At 68.5% G+C, this 16937-nt stretch carries 19 protein-coding genes; 17 read left to right on the forward strand and 2 right to left on the reverse strand.

What is annotated here, in order from left to right; all coding sequences use genetic code 11:
- Nucleotides 1–147: 147 nt before the first annotated feature.
- Together efp and nusB are read left to right on the forward strand one after the other, a co-directional pair.
- Nucleotides 148–711: an elongation factor P gene (gene efp / locus ACFWUU_RS09780; protein ID WP_137257502.1), complete on the forward strand. Its 564-nt coding sequence runs from the start codon at nt 148–150 to the stop codon at nt 709–711.
- A gap of 36 nt (nt 712–747) precedes the next feature.
- Nucleotides 748–1158 carry a transcription antitermination factor NusB gene (gene nusB / locus ACFWUU_RS09785; protein WP_137257501.1) on the forward strand — a complete coding sequence of 137 codons (411 nt, stop codon included), beginning with the start codon at nt 748–750 and terminating at the stop codon, nt 1156–1158.
- A gap of 246 nt (nt 1159–1404) precedes the next feature.
- Here the strand turns inward: nusB and ACFWUU_RS09790 are convergent, their stop codons facing one another.
- On the reverse strand, nt 1405–1920 hold the full coding sequence (locus ACFWUU_RS09790; protein WP_130449595.1) for a transcriptional regulator: 516 nt from the start codon (nt 1918–1920) through the stop codon (nt 1405–1407).
- 205 nt (nt 1921–2125) lie between these two features.
- Between ACFWUU_RS09790 and pyrR the strand changes: the two genes are divergently transcribed.
- The 9 genes from pyrR to ACFWUU_RS09835 are packed head-to-tail and all read left to right on the forward strand — an operon-like array spanning nt 2126 to nt 12720.
- Nucleotides 2126–2719: a bifunctional pyr operon transcriptional regulator/uracil phosphoribosyltransferase PyrR gene (gene pyrR, locus ACFWUU_RS09795; protein ID WP_137257500.1), complete on the forward strand. Its 594-nt coding sequence runs from the start codon at nt 2126–2128 to the stop codon at nt 2717–2719.
- The gene (locus ACFWUU_RS09800; protein WP_380174315.1) at nt 2716–3651 is read left to right on the forward strand and encodes an aspartate carbamoyltransferase catalytic subunit; all 936 of its coding nucleotides are present in this window, start codon (nt 2716–2718) and stop codon (nt 3649–3651) included. The genes pyrR and ACFWUU_RS09800 overlap by 4 nt, the downstream gene beginning before the upstream one ends.
- Nucleotides 3648–4940, forward strand: a complete 1293-nt coding sequence (locus ACFWUU_RS09805; protein ID WP_380174317.1) for a dihydroorotase — start codon at nt 3648–3650, stop codon at nt 4938–4940. Before ACFWUU_RS09800 ends, ACFWUU_RS09805 begins: the two co-directional genes overlap by 4 nt.
- The gene (locus ACFWUU_RS09810) at nt 4937–5428 is read left to right on the forward strand and encodes a hypothetical protein (protein ID WP_137257497.1); all 492 of its coding nucleotides are present in this window, start codon (nt 4937–4939) and stop codon (nt 5426–5428) included. Before ACFWUU_RS09805 ends, ACFWUU_RS09810 begins: the two co-directional genes overlap by 4 nt.
- Nucleotides 5425–6546, forward strand: a complete 1122-nt coding sequence (gene carA, locus ACFWUU_RS09815) for a glutamine-hydrolyzing carbamoyl-phosphate synthase small subunit (RefSeq protein ID WP_380174319.1) — start codon at nt 5425–5427, stop codon at nt 6544–6546. The genes ACFWUU_RS09810 and carA overlap by 4 nt, the downstream gene beginning before the upstream one ends.
- A complete protein-coding gene (gene carB / locus ACFWUU_RS09820; protein WP_380174321.1) occupies nt 6546–9848 on the forward strand; it encodes a carbamoyl-phosphate synthase large subunit in 3303 nt (1100 codons plus the stop codon). Before carA ends, carB begins: the two co-directional genes overlap by 1 nt.
- Entirely contained in the window at nt 9841–10893 is a 1053-nt protein-coding gene (locus tag ACFWUU_RS09825) for a quinone-dependent dihydroorotate dehydrogenase (protein ID WP_380174323.1), read from the forward strand. Before carB ends, ACFWUU_RS09825 begins: the two co-directional genes overlap by 8 nt.
- Nucleotides 10894–10916: 23 nt before the next feature.
- Entirely contained in the window at nt 10917–11747 is an 831-nt protein-coding gene (gene pyrF / locus ACFWUU_RS09830) for an orotidine-5'-phosphate decarboxylase (RefSeq protein ID WP_380176835.1), read from the forward strand.
- 19 nt (nt 11748–11766) lie between these two features.
- Entirely contained in the window at nt 11767–12720 is a 954-nt protein-coding gene (locus ACFWUU_RS09835; protein WP_380174325.1) for a DUF4037 domain-containing protein, read from the forward strand.
- Here the strand turns inward: ACFWUU_RS09835 and ACFWUU_RS09840 are convergent.
- Nucleotides 12699–13559 carry a LysR family transcriptional regulator gene (locus tag ACFWUU_RS09840; RefSeq protein WP_380174327.1) on the reverse strand — a complete coding sequence of 287 codons (861 nt, stop codon included), beginning with the start codon at nt 13557–13559 and terminating at the stop codon, nt 12699–12701. The two genes, ACFWUU_RS09835 and ACFWUU_RS09840, sit on opposite strands and share 22 nt — an antisense overlap.
- A gap of 69 nt (nt 13560–13628) precedes the next feature.
- Between ACFWUU_RS09840 and ACFWUU_RS09845 the strand changes: the two genes are divergently transcribed.
- From ACFWUU_RS09845 to rpoZ, 6 genes are all read left to right on the forward strand, one after another.
- Nucleotides 13629–14600, forward strand: a complete 972-nt coding sequence (locus ACFWUU_RS09845; RefSeq protein WP_380174329.1) for a DMT family transporter — start codon at nt 13629–13631, stop codon at nt 14598–14600.
- Nucleotides 14601–14609: 9 nt separating this feature from the next.
- Complete coding sequence (locus ACFWUU_RS09850) at nt 14610–14993, forward strand: hypothetical protein (RefSeq protein WP_380174331.1); 384 nt, start codon at nt 14610–14612, stop codon at nt 14991–14993.
- 143 nt (nt 14994–15136) lie between these two features.
- Nucleotides 15137–15511, forward strand: coding sequence for a hypothetical protein (locus tag ACFWUU_RS09855; RefSeq protein ID WP_380174333.1), 375 nt, complete (start codon nt 15137–15139; stop codon nt 15509–15511).
- Nucleotides 15512–15627: 116 nt separating this feature from the next.
- Nucleotides 15628–15942: an integration host factor, actinobacterial type gene (gene mihF, locus ACFWUU_RS09860; RefSeq protein WP_130449575.1), complete on the forward strand. Its 315-nt coding sequence runs from the start codon at nt 15628–15630 to the stop codon at nt 15940–15942.
- A 64-nt stretch (nt 15943–16006) separates the two neighbouring features.
- Nucleotides 16007–16630: a guanylate kinase gene (gene gmk / locus ACFWUU_RS09865; RefSeq protein ID WP_137257491.1), complete on the forward strand. Its 624-nt coding sequence runs from the start codon at nt 16007–16009 to the stop codon at nt 16628–16630.
- Between the two features lie 2 nt (nt 16631–16632).
- Nucleotides 16633–16935, forward strand: coding sequence for a DNA-directed RNA polymerase subunit omega (gene rpoZ, locus ACFWUU_RS09870; RefSeq protein WP_130388473.1), 303 nt, complete (start codon nt 16633–16635; stop codon nt 16933–16935).
- The last annotated feature ends 2 nt before the right edge of the window (nt 16936–16937 follow it).

The following is a 16937-nucleotide window of genomic DNA, read 5'->3' on the forward strand; positions in this document are numbered from 1 at the left end:
CTCGCCGCACGGGTGCAAAGGCCACGATGCTCCGCATCGAGACCTTCGCCCCCGCGCGCCGATGCACCGCACCGAGCACCTGCTCGCTACGGCGCTGGAGCCTCGGACGCACTCTGACCGCTGATCGAATTCGAAGGGCATACCCGCGTGGCAACGACGAACGACCTCAAGAACGGCATGGTGCTCGACCTGGACGGACAGCTGTGGTCCGTCGTGTGGTTCCAGCATCACAAGCCGGGCAAGGGCGGCGCCATCGTCCGGACGAAGCTCAAGAACGTGCTGTCCGGCAAGGTGGTGGACAAGACCTTCAACGCCGACGTCAAGGTCGAGGTGGCCACGGTCGACAAGCGTGACATGACGTACCTGTACAACGACGGGTCGGCGTTCGTGTTCATGGACAAGTCGACGTACGACCAGCTGCAGCTGCAGCCTGAGGTGGTCGGCGACGCCGTCCACTTCCTGCTGGAGAACCAGGACGCCATCGTCGCCGTGCACGACGACCTCCCGCTGTACGTCGAGCTGCCGGCCTCGGTCGAGCTGACGGTGGAGTACACCGAGCCCGGTCTGCAGGGCGACCGCTCCAGCGGCGGCACCAAGCCGGCCAAGCTGGAGACCGGCTACGACATCCAGGTCCCGTTGTTCCTGACCACTGGTGAGAAGGTCAAGGTGGACACCCGCACCGGGGACTACCTCGGCCGCGTCACCTCCTGAGGCCCTGACAGACCCTGAGAGAGCTGACAACAGAACATGTCTGCCCGTAGCAAGGCCCGCAAGCGCGCACTGGACGTGCTGTTCGAGTCCGAGGTCAGGGGGCTGCCGGTCGGCGGCACCCTGGCCGACCGGGTGGCCGACAACGACCCGCCGGTGAACGAGTTCACCGTGGCGCTGGTCGAAGGTGTCGCGAAGCACATCGAGCAGATCGACGACCTGCTCGAGACGCATTCGGTGGGCTGGACGCTCGACCGGATGCCGGCCGTCGACCGGAACATCCTCCGGATCGGCGCCTACGAGCTGTTGTTCGACGACCAGGTCCCGGATGTGGTCGCGGTGAGCGAAGCGGTCGCGATGGCGCGCGATCTGTCCACGGACGAGTCGCCGGTCTTCGTGAACGGGCTGCTGGCGAGACTGCTGCAGCTGAAGCCGACACTGGGCGTCTGAGAAGCCCTGCGGCTGGGAAATTCTGGTTGAGGAACGAGGGGGGCGAGCCCTCTCCGAGTCCCTCTCTGTATCTGGCCCGGTGACCGTCTCGGTACGGTCCCGGGCCGCCGATGCGTCCCCGTACGCGGCTGGTGAGGTGGTACCTGCCGCTGGTGCTGCTCTGTTGGGTCAGATGGAGAAGGCGGGCGGCCGCGGGCCAGCTGCTACAAGCCCCGACCGTCTAGTGCCTTCGATTGACGCTATGCGTCAGGCGCCGGCTGCCTCGGACGATTCCTCGACCTCACCCTTCGCCTCCGGGTTCAGCACGCCCCAGGAGATGAAACGCTCGGTCAGCGTCGTCGGCGACTCGTCGTAGATCACGGCGAGCGTCCGCATGTCGTCCTGCCGGATCGACAGCACCTTTCCGTTGTAGTCCCCACGCTGAGCCTGGATCGTGGCGGCATACCGCGTCAGCGGACCCGCCTCGCTCGCGTCGAGGTGTTGCAGGGCCTCCAGGTCGAGGATCAACCGGGGCGGAGCGGCAGCAGCTGCGGCCGCGCTGGCGGAACCAGGGAGCAGTTCACGGATCGGCACGCCGTAGAAATCGGCGAGCTCCGCGAGCTTCTGGACCGTGACGGCTCGATCGCCACGCTCGTAAGAGCCGACGACGACCGCCTTCCAGCGACCCTTGGACTTCTCTTCCACACCATGCAGCGACAACCCTTGCTGCTGGCGGATGGCGCGTAGCTTGCCACCCAGTGTCTTCGCGTATTCGCTAGGCACGCTGGTCTTCCCTCCGACTAGTTTCGTCATGTCCGGCCCGCAGGGAACGGGCCGGATGGTGAAACCCCCCTCGATTACACAGAGTAACAATATTCTGGGTGCGAGGCCAGCGTCAAGACGGCGTGTCACATCCGATACCATGTCAAGCGGTCCGAACGTCCTTTAAAGACCCGTCCAGAGAGGCGGGAAAGGAGGAACGGTAGCGATGAGCCCTGCCCAGAGTGCAGAGACTCCGGACGTCGCGCAGCCGCTGGAACGCAGTAGCCGCGAGGTCCTCGATGCTTCCGACATTTCCCGGGCACTGACCCGGATCGCCCACGAGATTCTCGAGCGGAACCGCGGCGCCGACCCGGTCGTCCTGCTCGGCATCCCCACCCGCGGTGTCCCGCTGGCCCAGCGCGTCTCCGCCCGGATCCAGGCGGTTGAGGGGCAGAGCGTACCCACGGGGTCACTCGACGTGACCATGTACCGCGACGACATCGGTCTGAAGCCACCCCGTGGCCTGGAACACACCGACATCCCCGCGGGCGGGATCGACGGCAAGGTCGTCGTACTCGTCGACGACGTGCTGTTCTCCGGCCGGACGATCCGCGCGGCGCTCGACGCGCTCGGCGACATCGGCCGCCCGCGTGCGGTCCAGCTCGCCGTGCTGGTCGACCGCGGCCACCGCGAGTTGCCGATCCGCGCCGACTACGTCGGCAAGAACCTGCCGACCTCGCTGGTGGAGCGGGTCACGGTCCACCTGACCGAGTTCGACGGCGAGGACGCTGTGCTGATCGCCGACAAGGGGGCGAAGTGAAACATCTGCTGAGTGCCGGCGACCTGAGTCGCGACGAGGCCAATCTGATCCTCGACACCGCCGAGGAGATGCGGTCGCTGGCCGACCGCCCGATCAAGAAGCTGCCCGCGCTGCGCGGGCGAACCGTGGTGAACCTGTTCTTCGAGGACTCGACCCGGACCCGGATCTCGTTCGAGGCGGCCGCCAAGCGGCTGTCGGCGGATGTGATCAACTTCTCCGCCAAGGGCTCGAGCGTGAGCAAGGGCGAGAGCCTCAAGGACACCGCGCTGACGCTGCAGGCGATGGGTGCGGACGGTGTGGTCTGCCGGCACGGTTCGTCCGGCGCGCCGCATCTGCTGGCGAAGTCCGGCTGGATGACCGGCTCGGTGGTGAACGCCGGTGACGGGACCCACGAGCACCCGACCCAGGCGCTGCTCGACGCGTTCACGATGCGCCGCCACCTCGGCTCGCTCGACGGGCGCCGAGTCACGATCGTCGGCGACGTCCTGCACTCGCGGGTCGCCCGGTCGAACGTGCTGCTGCTCGCGACGCTCGGCGCCGAGGTGACCGTGGTCGCGCCGCCGACGCTGCTGCCCGTCGACATGACGAGCTGGCCGTGCGCGACGTCGTACGACCTGGACGGTGCGCTGGCGAAGAGCGACGCGGTGATGATGCTGCGGGTGCAGCGGGAGCGGATGAACGACGCGTTCTTCCCGAGCGCCCGCGAGTACACCCGGCGGTACGGCCTGGACAAGTACCGGATGGCGCAGCTGCCGGACGACGCGATCGTGCTGCACCCCGGCCCGATGAACCGCGGGATGGAGATCAGCGCCGAGGTCGCCGACTCGACCCGCTCGGTGATCGTCGAGCAGGTCACGAACGGCGTGGCGATCCGCATGGCCGTCCTGTACCTGCTGCTATCTGGAAGCAACGAAGAGGAGACCACAGCATGACCGCGTACCTGATCACCGGAGCGAGCATCGTCGGCGGTGAGGTGGCGGATCTGCTGATCGACAACGGCGAGATCGTTGCTGTCGGCACCAACCTCGACGCGCCGGCCGACGTACAGACCATCGACGCGCAGGGCCTGGTCGCGCTGCCGGGTCTGGTCGACCTGCACACGCACCTGCGCGAGCCGGGCCGGGAGGACGCCGAGACCGTGCTGACCGGCACCCGGGCCGCGGCCGTTGGCGGCTTCACCGCGGTGTTCGCGATGGCCAACACCGACCCCGTCGCCGACACCGCCGGCGTCGTCGAGCAGGTCTGGCGCCTCGGCCGCGACGCCGGGTACGCCGATGTGTACCCGATCGGCGCGGTCACCGTCGGCCGGAAGGGCACGCAGCTCGCGGAGCTCGGCGCGATGGCGGACTCGGCAGCCCGCGTCCGGGTGTTCTCCGACGACGGCGACTGCGTCTGGGACGCCGCGCTGATGCGGCGCGCGCTCGAGTACGTGAAGGCGTTCGACGGGGTGATCGCCCAGCACGCGCAGGAGCCGCGGCTGACCCAGGGCGCGCAGATGAACGAGGGCGCGCTGTCCGGCGTACTCGGGCTGACCGGCTGGCCGAGTGTCGCCGAGGAGGCGATCATCGCCCGGGACATCCTGCTCAACGCGCACGTCGGATCGAAGCTGCACATCTGCCACCTGTCGACCAAGGGCTCGGTGGAGATCGTCCGCGCCGCCAAGCGCCGCGGGCTGGAGGTCACCGCCGAGGTCACGCCGCACCACCTGCTGCTGACCGAGGACCTGGCCGCCTCCTACAACCCGGTGTACAAGGTGAACCCGCCGCTGCGTACCAAGGAGGACGTCGAGGCGGTCCGCGAGGGCCTGGCCGACGGGACGATCGACATCGTCGCCACCGACCACGCGCCGCACCCCGTGGAGGACAAGGACTGCGAGTGGAGTGCGGCCGCGTTCGGCATGACCGGGCTGGAGACGGCGCTCAGCGTCGTACAGCACGCGATGATCGACACCAAGCTGCTGACCTGGTCCGACGTCGCCGACCGGATGAGCTACCGGCCTTCCGCGATCGGGCAGATCTCGGAGCACGGCCGCCCGCTGGAGGTCGGTGCGCCGGCGAACGTCGTCCTGTACGACCCGCGCGTCGAGCGGACCGTAGTACCGGACGAGTCGGTGTCGCTGTCGCGGAACACGCCGTTCGAGGGGATGACGCTGCCGGGCAAGGTGGTCGCGACGTTCCTCCGCGGTACGCCGGTCGTGCTGGACGGTGAGCTGACCCGGTGAAGGCCTTCCTGGGCATTCTCGGCACGCTGCTGGTGCTGGCGGCTGGCTACTTCGGCATGTACCGGGGCTGGCGGAACCGCCAGTCCCGGCAGTCCGACCTGGCGCCGCTGCCCGCGGCGCCGGCGGACAAGCTTCGCGGCGTAGAAGGGGTGTACGTCGCAACCACGAGTGCCGGCGACTGGATGGACCGGATCGCCGTGCACGAACTGGGAGTCCGCAGTATCGCGGACCTGGCCGTCAGTGAGGCCGGCCTGATCTTCCACCGGCAGGGCGCGACAGATGTGTTCATCCCCGTCGACCAGCTGACCGGCGTACGGACCGACCGCGGGATCGCCGGCAAGGTGACCGCGGAGAAGTCCGGCCTGGTCGTGGTCACCTGGACGCACGACGGCCGCGAGCTCGACACCGGGTTCCGCCCGCGTCGCAAGGCCGACACCGCCGCCCTGACCGAATCCATCGCAACACTGATCGGAGCCGAGCAAAGATGAGCCAGCCCGCGCTACTGGTCCTCGAGGACGGCCGGTCGTTCGCCGGCACGTCGTACGGGGCGACCGGCGAGACGTACGGCGAGGCGGTGTTCACCACCGGCATGACCGGGTACCAGGAGACGCTGACCGACCCGTCGTACCACCGGCAGATCGTCACCCAGACCGCGCCGCACATCGGCAACACCGGGATCAACGACGAGGACGACGAGTCGGAGCGGATCTGGGTCGCCGGGTACGTCGTCCGCGACCCGGCCCGCGTGCCGTCGAACTGGCGCGCGAAGCGGTCTCTCGACGACCAGCTGAAGAGCCAGGGGATCGTCGGGATCTCCGGCATCGACACCCGCGCACTGACCCGCCACCTGCGTGAGCGCGGCGCGATGCGGGCGGGCATCTCCACCGAGATCCTCGACCCGTCCGCGCTGCTGGAGAAGGTGCTGCAGCAGGCGCCGATGGTGGGCGCGGACCTCGCCGACGAGGTCACCACCGCCGAGACATACGTCGTACCCGCTGTCGGCGAGCGCCGCTTCACCGTGGTCGCGCTCGACCTCGGGATCAAGTCGATGACACCGAAGCGGATGGCCGAGCGTGGCATCGAGGTCCACGTGATGCCGGCGACCGCATCGCTGGACGAGGTCCTCGCCGTCAACCCGGACGGCATCTTCATGAGCAACGGCCCGGGCGACCCGGAGACCACCGAGCACCCGACCACGCTCCTCAAGGAGCTGCTGCAGCGGGGCAAGCCGTACTTCGGGATCTGCTTCGGCAACCAGGTGTTCGGGCGCGCGCTCGGACTCGGGACGTTCAAGCTGAAGTACGGGCACCGCGGGATCAACCAGCCGGTGCTCGACCGGGCGACCGGGAAGGTCGAGATCACCGCGCAGAACCACGGCTTCGCCGTGGACGCGCCGATCGAGGAGACGGTGGAGACGCCGTACGGCACGGCCGAGGTGTCGCACGTGTCGTTGAACGACAACGTGGTCGAGGGGCTCAGGCTGACCGGCCGCGACGGCCGGGTGCTGGCCTTCTCGGTGCAGTACCACCCCGAGGCGGCGGCCGGTCCGCACGACTCGGCGTACCTGTTCGACCGGTTCGTTGAGTTGATGGAGGGGAGGGCCTGATGCCGCGGCGTACAGATATCGAGTCGGTGCTGGTGATCGGCTCCGGCCCGATCGTGATCGGTCAGGCCTGCGAGTTCGACTACTCCGGCACGCAGGCCTGCCGGGTGCTGCGCGAGGAGGGCTTCCGGGTCGTCCTGGTGAACTCGAACCCGGCCACGATCATGACCGACCCGGAGTTCGCCGACGCCACGTACGTCGAGCCGATCACGCCGGAGTTCGTCGAGAAGGTGATCGAGAAGGAGCGCCCGAACGCGCTGCTCGCCACCCTCGGCGGCCAGACCGCGCTGAACGCGGCGATCGCCCTGCACGAGAACGGCGTACTCGAGAAGTACGGCGTGGAGCTGATCGGCGCGTCCGTCGACGCGATCCAGCGCGGCGAGAACCGGGAGTCGTTCAAGCACATCGTCGAGAAGCTCGGTGCGGAGACCGCGCGGTCGGTGATCTGCCACACGCTCGACGACGTGATGGGTGCCGCGGACCAGCTCGGGTACCCGCTGGTCGTGCGGCCGTCGTTCACGATGGGCGGCGTCGGCTCCGGGATGGCGTACGACGAGGCCGACCTGCGCCGGATCGCCGGCGCCGGGCTGCACGCCTCGCCGACGACCGAGGTCCTGATCGAGGAGTCGATCCTCGGCTGGAAGGAGTACGAGCTGGAGGTGATGCGCGACAAGGCCGACAACGTCGTGATCATCTGCTCGATCGAGAACGTCGACCCGATGGGCGTGCACACCGGCGACTCGGTCACGGTCGCGCCGGCGATGACGCTGACCGACCGCGAGTACCAGGTCATGCGAGACCTTGCCATCGGCATCATCCGCGAGGTCGGCGTCGACACCGGCGGCTGCAACATCCAGTTCGCGGTGAACCCGGCCGACGGCCGGCTGATCGTGATCGAGATGAACCCGCGGGTCTCGCGGTCGTCCGCACTGGCCTCGAAGGCGACCGGCTTCCCGATCGCGAAGATCGCCGCGAAGGTCGCCATCGGCTACACGCTGGACGAGATCCCGAACGACATCACCAAGCAGACGCCGGCCAGCTTCGAGCCCACGCTGGACTACGTGGTGGTGAAGGTACCGCGGTTCGCGTTCGAGAAGTTCCCGGCCGCGGACGCCACGCTGACCACGCACATGAAGAGCGTCGGCGAGGCGATGGCGATCGGCCGCAACTACACCGAGGCGCTGCAGAAGGCGCTGCGGTCGCTGGAGAAGCCGGAGGCCCGGTTCTCCTGGGCCGGCCATCCGGCGAGCGAGCTGGAGCCGTTGCTGGAGGCAATCAAGACGCCGCAGGACGGACGGCTGCGGATCATCATGGATGCGATCCGGGCGGGTGCGACGCCGGACGAGATCTTCGACGCGACCAAGATCGACCCGTGGTTCGTGGACCAGCTGTACCTGCTGCACGAGACCGCGCTGCAGGTGGCCGCCGCACCGCGGCTCACGCCTGAGGTCATCAAGCTGGCCAAGCGGCACGGGTTCTCGGACCTGCAGCTGGCCGAGATCCGCGGGCTGACCGAGGACGTCGTACGTGGTGTCCGGCAGGCGCTCGGGATCCGGCCGGTCTACAAGACGGTCGACACCTGTGCGGCCGAGTTCAAGGCCGAGACGCCGTACCACTACTCGTCGTACGACGAGGAGAGCGAGGTCGCACCGCGCGAGACTCCGGCCGTGCTGATCCTGGGCTCGGGGCCGAACCGGATCGGCCAGGGGATCGAGTTCGACTACTCCTGCGTGCACGCGTCGATGGCGCTGCGCGAGGCCGGCTACTGCACGGTGATGGTGAACTGCAACCCGGAGACGGTCTCGACCGACTACGACACCTCCGACCGGCTGTACTTCGAGCCGCTCACCTGCGAGGACGTGCTCGAGATCGTGTACGCCGAGCAGCAGGCCGGCCCGGTCGCCGGCGTGATCGTGCAGCTCGGCGGCCAGACGCCGCTGGGGTTGGCGCAGCGGCTCGCGGATGCCGGCGTACCGATCGTCGGGACGTCGCCGGAGGCCATTCACCTGGCCGAGGAGCGGGGCGCGTTCGGGAAGGTGCTCGCGGAGGCACAGCTGCCGGCGCCGAAGCACGGTACGGCGCTGTCCGCCGACGAGGCGCAGGCGGTGGCCGAGGAGATCGGGTTCCCGGTCCTGGTGCGGCCGTCGTACGTGCTGGGTGGACGCGGGATGGAGATCGTCTACAGCGCGGCCGAGCTGTCGGCTGCACTGGAGCGGCTCGGCGGCGGGAATGCTTTCGAGCACCCGGTGCTGATCGACCGGTTCCTGGACGACGCGGTCGAGATCGACGTGGACGGGTTGTACGACGGGAACGAGCTGTTCCTCGGCGGCGTGATGGAGCACATCGAGGAGGCCGGGGTCCACTCCGGCGACTCGTCCTGCGCGCTGCCGCCGATCACGCTCGGGAACGCGGACATCGAGAAGCTCCGGACGTCGACCGAGGCGATCGCGCGCGGGGTCGGCGTACGCGGGCTGATCAACATCCAGTACGCGCTGGCCGGCGACGTCCTCTACGTACTGGAGGCGAACCCGCGGGCCTCGCGGACCGTGCCGTTCGTGTCGAAGGCGACCGCGACACCGCTGGCCAAGGCCGCGGCCCGGGTGATGCTCGGGGCAACGATCGCCGAGCTGCGGACCGAGGGGTTGCTGCCGGCCACCGGTGACGGCGGCACGCTGCCGACGACGACGCCGATCGCGGTGAAGGAAGCCGTGATGCCGTTCAACCGGTTCCGGACCATCGACGGCTCGTCGGTCGACACCGTGCTCGGGCCGGAGATGAAGTCCACCGGCGAGGTGATGGGCATCGACGACACCTTCGGTACGGCGTTCGCGAAGTCGCAGGCGGGTGCGTCGCAGCCGCTGCCGATCGACGGCAAGGTGTTCGTCTCGGTCGCGAACCGGGACAAGCGGCACATGATCTTCCCGGTCAAGCGGCTGGCGGATCTCGGCTTCCAGATCTACGCGACCGAAGGTACGGCGGACGTCCTGCGGCGCAACGGGGTCGAAGCGGTCACGGTCCGCAAGAGCAGCCAGGGCCCCGGCCCGAACGGCGAGCCGACGATCGTGCAGATGGTCCAGGACGGCGAGCTGAACCTGATCGTCAACACCCCGATCGGGATCACGCAGGGCGGTTCGCCGCGGTTGGACGGCTACGAGATCCGCAGTGCGGCGGTGGCGCGGAACATCCCGTGCATCACCACGGTGCAGGGGCTGGCGGCCGCCGTACAGGGCATCGAGGCGCAGCGGGCGGGGGACATCGGCGTACGGTCGCTGCAGGACTGGGTGCCGAGGATCCACGGTGTATAGGAAGGTCGTGCGGCCGGTCCTGTATCGCCTGGGCAAGGGCGACGCGGAGACCGCACACGACCAGACACTGAACGGGATGCGCCTCCTCGGGCGCATCCCGGGCGCTGCCGCGGCCGGGGCCCGCTTGTTCGGGGTCCCGGGGCAAGGCGGTCGTGCGGCCTCGGCCCGCACGGTCTTCGGGGTCCGGTTCCCGTCGCCGGTCGGGCTGGCGGCGGGTATGGACAAGAGCGGGATCGCGCTGCGCGCCTGGCCGGCGATCGGGTTCGGTTTCGTCGAGGTCGGCACGGTCACCGCGCACCCGCAGCCCGGGAACCCTCGGCCGCGGTTGTTCCGGTTGGTCGAGCACGAAGCGGTCATCAACCGGATGGGCTTCAACAACCTCGGCTCGGAGGCCCTGGCCGCCCGGCTCAAGGCTTATGGCCCGCTCGGCTATCCGCTCGGCGTCTCGATCGGCAAGTCGAAGGTCACCCCGCTCGAAGAGGCGGTCGAGGACTACGTGGCCTCCCTCCGCCGCCTCTACCGCTACGGCGACTACTTCGCGGTCAACGTCTCCTCGCCGAACACCCCCGGACTGCGCGCACTGCAGGACGCGGGCCATCTCCGGGAGCTGCTGACCGCCCTGCACACCGAGGCAGCCGGCCTGACCGTCGCCGGGCTGACGCCGAAACCGATCCTGGTGAAGATCGCGCCGGACCTCACCACGTCGGCGATCGACGAACTGCTCCAGGTCTGCACCGACGTCGGCGTCGCCGGCATCATCGCCACCAACACCACCATCACCCGCCCCGGCGTCGAGTCCGACCCGCTGTCCGGCGAGACCGGCGGTCTGTCCGGCCGTCCGCTCGGCGAGATCGCAGCGAAGACCGTCGCCCATATCCACAACGAGACCGGGGGAGCGCTGCCGATCATCGGAGTCGGAGGGATCGTCGAACCGTCCGACGCGACCCGCCTCTTCGACGCCGGCGCGAGTCTCGTCCAGGTCTACACCGGCCTGATCTACCGAGGCCCCGGTCTGATCCGGAAGATCAACAGGAGCTTGCCGTGAGCAACGAAATCTTGGAGAGCGAGATGCGCAACCAGCCTTTCGGGACGCGGCTGCGGGCCGCCATGGATGCCCGCGGACCACTCTGCGTCGGCATCGACCCGCACCAGCACCTGCTGGATTCGTGGGGTCTGCCGGACACCGCCGAGGGCCTGGCCTCGTTCACGTACGGCGTCGTCGACGCGCTCGCGGACCGGGTCGCGGTGTTCAAGCCGCAGTCCGCGTTCTTCGAGCGGTTCGGGTCGGCCGGCATCGCCGTACTCGAGCAGGCCACGATCCGGCTGCGGGACGCCGGTGCGCTGGTGATCATCGACGCGAAGCGCGGTGACATCGGCAGCACGATGGGCGGGTACGCGGCGGCGTACCTGGCCGAGAAGGGTCCGCTGGCGTGCGACGCGCTGACGGTCAGCCCGTACCTCGGCTTCGGTTCGCTGCAGCCGGCCATCGACGTGGCGCGCGAGTCCGGCGCCGGGTTGTTCGTGCTGGCCCTGACATCGAACCCGGAAGGTCCGCAGTTCCAAACGGCCCGCACCGCCGACGGCCCGACCGTCGCCGGCGCAGTGCTCGACGGCCTGCGCGGGTTGAACGCCGACTCCGACGGCCTCGGCTCGTTCGGTGCAGTCGTTGGCGCGACCATCAGTTCCACCAACGAGAACCTCGACATCAACGGCCCGCTGCTCGCCCCCGGCCTCGGCGCCCAGGGCGGCACGGCCGAGGGCTTGACGAAGGTCTTCGGCACCGCGGTCCGCAACGTCGTACCCTCCAGCTCCCGCGAGATCCTCGGAGCCGGCCCCACCGGCCTACAGTCCGCCGCCGACCGCGCCAACGACGCCTATCGGACAGTCCTGGGCTACTGATCGGCGCTACCCTCCTCGGATGGGTGCAGGGCTGGAGTTGTGCAGTCGGTTCTACGACGACGTGGTGCGGCAGGCCATCGACCTGCCGCACAGCGCCGCGCTGCTGGGGCGCGGCTCGGAGGTGCTCGGGTACGACGACGAGATGTCGACCGACCACAACTGCGAGGCTCGCGCGCTGGTGTTCGTACCTGAAGGCGTGGAGCTCCACCTGCAGGTCCCGCAGACCTTCGAGGGACGGACGGCACTGGTCGAGGTCCACACGATCCGCAGGTACTTCCTGGACCAACTGACCTTCGACCCCGACGCCGAGTTGACGATCCGGGACTGGCTGACCTTCCCCGAGTCGATCCTGCTGCAGATGACGACGGGTGGCGTGTTTCACGACGAGCTCGGTCTTCAGGCCGTGCGCGATCGATTGGTGTACTACCCCGACGACGTCTGGCGGTACCTGATGATCACCGCCTGGTGGCGCGTGCATCCGGAGATGAACCTGGTCGGGCGTTCGGGGTACGTCGGTGACGAGCTCGGCTCGGCGGTGATCGGTTCGCAGCTCGTGTGGAACCTGATGCGGTTGTGCTTCCTGCTCGAGCGGCAGTACGCGCCGTACTCGAAGTGGTTCGGTACTGCGTTCAGCCGGTTGTCGTGCGGTCCGTCGATCGGGCCGCTGCTGCGTACCGTGCTGCAGACGTCGAGCTGGCAGGAGCGTGAGGAGGCGCTCGGAGCGGCGTACCGGGCTGTGGGGGAGTTGCACAACCGGCTCGGCATCACCGAGCCGGTCGAGCTCGGGGTCGAGCATCTGGTCGGCCGGCCGTTCAAGGTCGTGTGGGGTGACTTCATCGGCGCTCTGTGGGACGGCATCCGGGACCCCGAGGTGCGGCAGGTCGCCGAGCGGTGGCCGGTTGGTGGACTCGACGAGATTCGCAACCTGCTGTGGAAGGCCCGGGATCGCCGTCAGGCGGTGGATTCCTTGTAGAGCGTCGTGAGGAGCCCTACGGCCGCCTGGGTGGCTGGATGTGGGTCCTCGCGGTGCCAGATCAGGTGTACGTCGACCGGTGGCGCGTCACGCAGCGGGCGATAGACGACACCGTCCCGCCGGTACTGCGTGGTCGTGGCCTGCGGCGTCACGCCGATGCAGCGGCCGGACGCGATGGCGGCGAGCCAGTCGTCGACGTCGTGGGTCAGCTCGATCCGCGGTCGCGCGTCCTCCGGCCAGAGGTCGATCGTGGTGCTCCCGGTACGGCGGTCGATCACGATCGTCCGGTCGGCGATCTGCGCGAGCGTGAGCGATCGTTTGCGCGCCAGTGCGTCGTCGGCGGGCAGGACGGCGTACCGCGGCTCCTGGGTCAGCAGCACGTGCCCGAACCTGCTCAGGTCGAGGTGGCTCCGGATCACGGCCAGATCGCACAGCCCCTCGGTCAGGCCGCCGGTGCCGGTGTTCGTGCGGATCAGCTGCAGCTCGATCTCGGGGTGCGCGGCAGCCCAGCGGCGCTGGAACTCCGTCGTATGCCTACCGAACGCCGACCACGCATGCCCGACCCGGAGCCGGGTGTGGCCGCTGGTCGCCTCACTCACCAGCACCTCGACCTCGGCCAGCACCTGCCGAGCGCGTGCGAGCACCTGGATACCCGCGGTCGTCGGCGTGATCGACCGGCTGGTCCGGTGCAGCAGGCGTACGCCGAGCCGCTGCTCGAGAGCCAGCAGGCTCCGTGACACGGCGGCCTGGGAGATCCCGAGCTCGATCGCCGCGTCGGTGAACGTCCCGTTGTCGACGATCGCGACCAGGCAGCGCAGGTGCCGCAGCTCGAGATCCATGACTCCAGCGTATAGATCGCCGCGCGCTCGCATTTTGTGGCGGGCGCTGACAGGACGACTCTCGTCAGTGTGAGGCGAGAACGGTTGGTCGGAGTGGCGATGATGCTCGGGAGCGGGCTGTCGACGCAGGTCGGTGCGTCGGTGGCGGCGCTCGCGTTCCCGGTGATCGGTCCGGCGGGCGTGGTGGCGATCCGGCAATGGGTCGCCGCGATCGTCCTGCTCGCCGTCGGTCGCCCGCGCCTGCGGTCCATCACCGCCCGCCAATGGCGCCCGGTGATCGGCCTGGCGATGGTCTTCGCGGTCATGAACCTGTCCCTCTACACCGCCATCGACCGGGTCGGACTGGGCCTGGCCGTCACCCTCGAGTTCTTGGGCCCGCTAGCAGTTGCGTTGCTGGGCTCGCGGCGTTTGCTCGACCTGGTGTGCGCGTTGGTAGCCGCGCCGGCGGTGGTGCTGCTGGCCAGGCCGCAGGCGACAACTGACTACCTGGGGATCGGGCTGGGTCTGCTTGCCGCGATGTGCTGGGCCTTCTACATCCTCCTCAACCGCAAGGTCGGCCGAGAGTTGCCGGGGGCAACGGGTTCGGCCGTCGCGGCCGGATTGTCCGGACTCGCCTACGTTCCGGTCGGCGTGGTCGTCCTGCTGCACCATCCGGCGACGCTCGCCGCGGTGTCGTACGCGCTGGTGGCGGGCGTGCTGTCGTCCGCCGTACCGTTTCTCGTTGATCTGTTGACGTTGCGGCGGGTGCCTGCGCAGTTCTTCGGCGTCTTCATGAGTGTGAATCCGGTGCTCGCGGCAATGGTCGGCCTGGTGGTTCTCCATCAGAGGCTGGCGATCCTCGACTGGGCAGCGATCCTGGTGATCGTCGGGGCGAACGCGGTCGCGATCTCGTTCGGCGGCCGTGACGACGCGGCACATCACAACCCGGTTCCAGTCGAGCCGTGCGATCTTGTTCACGGCGTGCCGGAGCTCGCGGTGACCCCGGCGTTCGGAAAGGTGTCGGCGGACGGGGAGCCACGGTCTTCCCGCACGACTCAGTGAAGGAACAGGATGCGGAAGCTGGCAGCCCTCGCGGCCGTTGTGACGATGAGTGTTGGCACCCTGACGGCATGCTCGGGTGGCAACTACTGCGACAACCTCAAGGGCTACGTCGACTCCTCGAAGGACCTCGACATCAAGAACGCCGACGCGGTCGGCAAGATGCTGGACCAGGCCAAGAAGGTGTCGAAGTCGGCGCCGGACGACCTGAAGGACGACTGGAAGGTCGTCATCGACTACGCCGAGAAGGCGCAGGACGCGAACGGCGACACGAACAAGCTGCTCGAGCTCGCCAAGGCCGACGGCGACAAGATCCAGCCCGCCATGACGGCGATCACCAAGCAGGCCAAGGACAGCTGCAAGATCGACCTCCCGGGCGCGGGTAACGCCAACTGACGCCCGCGGTGCCGGCCGGGCGGCGTCGCATCGCCGTCCCGCCGGCGCCACGGAGCAGCAGCGGAACGTATTCGTTTCCGATCGTTTGGTGACTCCCGGTAGCGTCGGTCGCACACGACCTCCCGACCCCCGAGGATGAAGCCGTGAAGCGTGTTCTCGCCATCGTTGCGACTCTGACTGCCACCGCAGGTCTGCTGACCGCCTGCACCGACGAGCAGGCGTACTGCGTCGACCTCGCCAAGTACGCCGCGAAGGCCGTCGACGTCGATCCGCAGAAGCCGGTCGACTACGTGAAGATCCTGGACGAGGCGAAGAAGCTCCAGGAGTCCGCACCCAAGGACGTCAAGGACGACTGGGGTGTCGTCGTGACGTTCGCGGAGAAGGCCAAGAAGGCCGGCTCGGACCGGGTCGAGCTCGCGAAGCTGAGCAAGGAGACCGGCGCGGTGATGACGGCGTACAAGAACATCAGCAGCCAGGCCAAGGACAGCTGCAAGGTCGACCTTCCCGCGATGAATTGATCAACTGATCGTTCCAATCCGCGCGCTCATCCGCGACTCAGGCAACCACGCCCTGATCGCGGGCTGCACCCGTGTTAGGTTCCCTTGCGAAGCCATACAACGGGACAGGTGAAACGGTGCCACTTCCTTCTTTGACCCCGGAGCAGCGTGCGGCTGCCCTGGACAAGGCCGCGGCGGCGCGGCGTGAACGAGCCGAGATCAAGAACCGGATCCGGCACTCGGGAGCGTCTCCGACGGAGGTGCTCCACGAGGGGCAGACGAACGAGGTCATCGGCAAGATGCGGGTGAGCCAACTGCTGCAGTGCATCCCGGGCGTCGGCAAGGTCCGCGCCCAGCAGATCATGGAGCGGGCGGGGATCTCGGAGACGCGGCGGGTGCGCGGCCTCGGCTCCAACCAGATCGCCGCGCTCGAGCGCGAATTCGCCGAGTGACACTGGGTGATTCAGTGTGAGCCAGACCGAAATCCATCCCGGCTCGTTGGACACTGGTGTGACGATGACCACGCACCCTGACAATGTTGCGAACGAGCCGATGGCCGCTGCTCCCGGCCCGGCGCGGTTGACCGTGCTGGCCGGGCCCACTGCCGTGGGGAAGGGGACGGTCGCGGCGGAGATCCGCGAGCGGTACCCCGACATCTGGATCTCGGTCTCGGCGACCACCCGCAAACCCCGGCCGAACGAGGTGCACGGCGTGCACTACCTGTTCGTCTCCGACACGGAGTTCGACCGGATGATCGCGGACGGTGAGCTGCTGGAGTGGGCGGTCGTGCACAAGGCGGCCCGCTACGGGACTCCGAAGCAGCCCGTGCTCGACAAACTCGCCGCGGGCCGGCCGGCCCTGCTGGAGATCGACCTGCAGGGCGCCCGTCAGGTCCGCGAGACGATGCCGGAGGCACAGTTCGTGTTCCTGGCGCCCCCGACCTGGGACGAGCTGGTACGCCGTCTGGTCGGCCGGGGCACCGAGACCAAGGAAGAACGCGAGCGCCGGCTCGAGACCGCCGTACTGGAACTGGCGGCCGAGAAGGAGTTCGACGTGACGATCGTGAACGCCTCGGTTCGGGAGGCTGCCGATCAGTTGGTAAAGTTGATTCGATCACCCTCCATCTCTGGAAAGAGCTGACTTTGTCTGGCAACCAGCCCGTCGCCATCGGCATCACCTCGCCGCCGATCGACGACCTGCTCACCCGCACCGACTCGAAGTACAAGCTGGTGCTGTACTCGGCCAAGCGCGCGCGGCAGATCAACGCCTACTACTCACAGCTCGGCGAGGGCCTGCTGGAGTACGTCGGACCGCTGGTCGAGACGCACGTCCAGGAGAAGCCGCTTTCGATCGCCATGCGCGAGATCAACGAGGGCGTGCTGACCTGCACCGACATCGACCCCGAGGCCGAGGCGGAAGCCGCTGCCGCGGAGAAGTCCGAGTAACC

The organism is Kribbella sp. NPDC058693 (assembly GCF_042715335.1).
GTDB lineage: Bacteria > Actinomycetota > Actinomycetes > Propionibacteriales > Kribbellaceae > Kribbella > Kribbella jiaozuonensis.

Coding starts and splice junctions, on each gene's coding strand:
- nusB (WP_137257501.1), top strand. CDS start 748: ATGTCTGCCCGTAGCAAGGCCCGCAAGCGCGCACTGGACGTGCTGTTC.
- pyrR (WP_137257500.1), top strand. CDS start 2,126: ATGAGCCCTGCCCAGAGTGCAGAGACTCCGGACGTCGCGCAGCCGCTG.
- ACFWUU_RS09805 (WP_380174317.1), top strand. CDS start 3,648: ATGACCGCGTACCTGATCACCGGAGCGAGCATCGTCGGCGGTGAGGTG.
- carA (WP_380174319.1), top strand. CDS start 5,425: ATGAGCCAGCCCGCGCTACTGGTCCTCGAGGACGGCCGGTCGTTCGCC.
- carB (WP_380174321.1), top strand. CDS start 6,546: ATGCCGCGGCGTACAGATATCGAGTCGGTGCTGGTGATCGGCTCCGGC.
- pyrF (WP_380176835.1), top strand. CDS start 10,917: ATGCGCAACCAGCCTTTCGGGACGCGGCTGCGGGCCGCCATGGATGCC.
- ACFWUU_RS09835 (WP_380174325.1), top strand. CDS start 11,767: ATGGGTGCAGGGCTGGAGTTGTGCAGTCGGTTCTACGACGACGTGGTG.
- ACFWUU_RS09840 (WP_380174327.1), bottom strand. CDS start 13,559: ATGGATCTCGAGCTGCGGCACCTGCGCTGCCTGGTCGCGATCGTCGAC.
- ACFWUU_RS09850 (WP_380174331.1), top strand. CDS start 14,610: ATGCGGAAGCTGGCAGCCCTCGCGGCCGTTGTGACGATGAGTGTTGGC.
- gmk (WP_137257491.1), top strand. CDS start 16,007: ATGACCACGCACCCTGACAATGTTGCGAACGAGCCGATGGCCGCTGCT.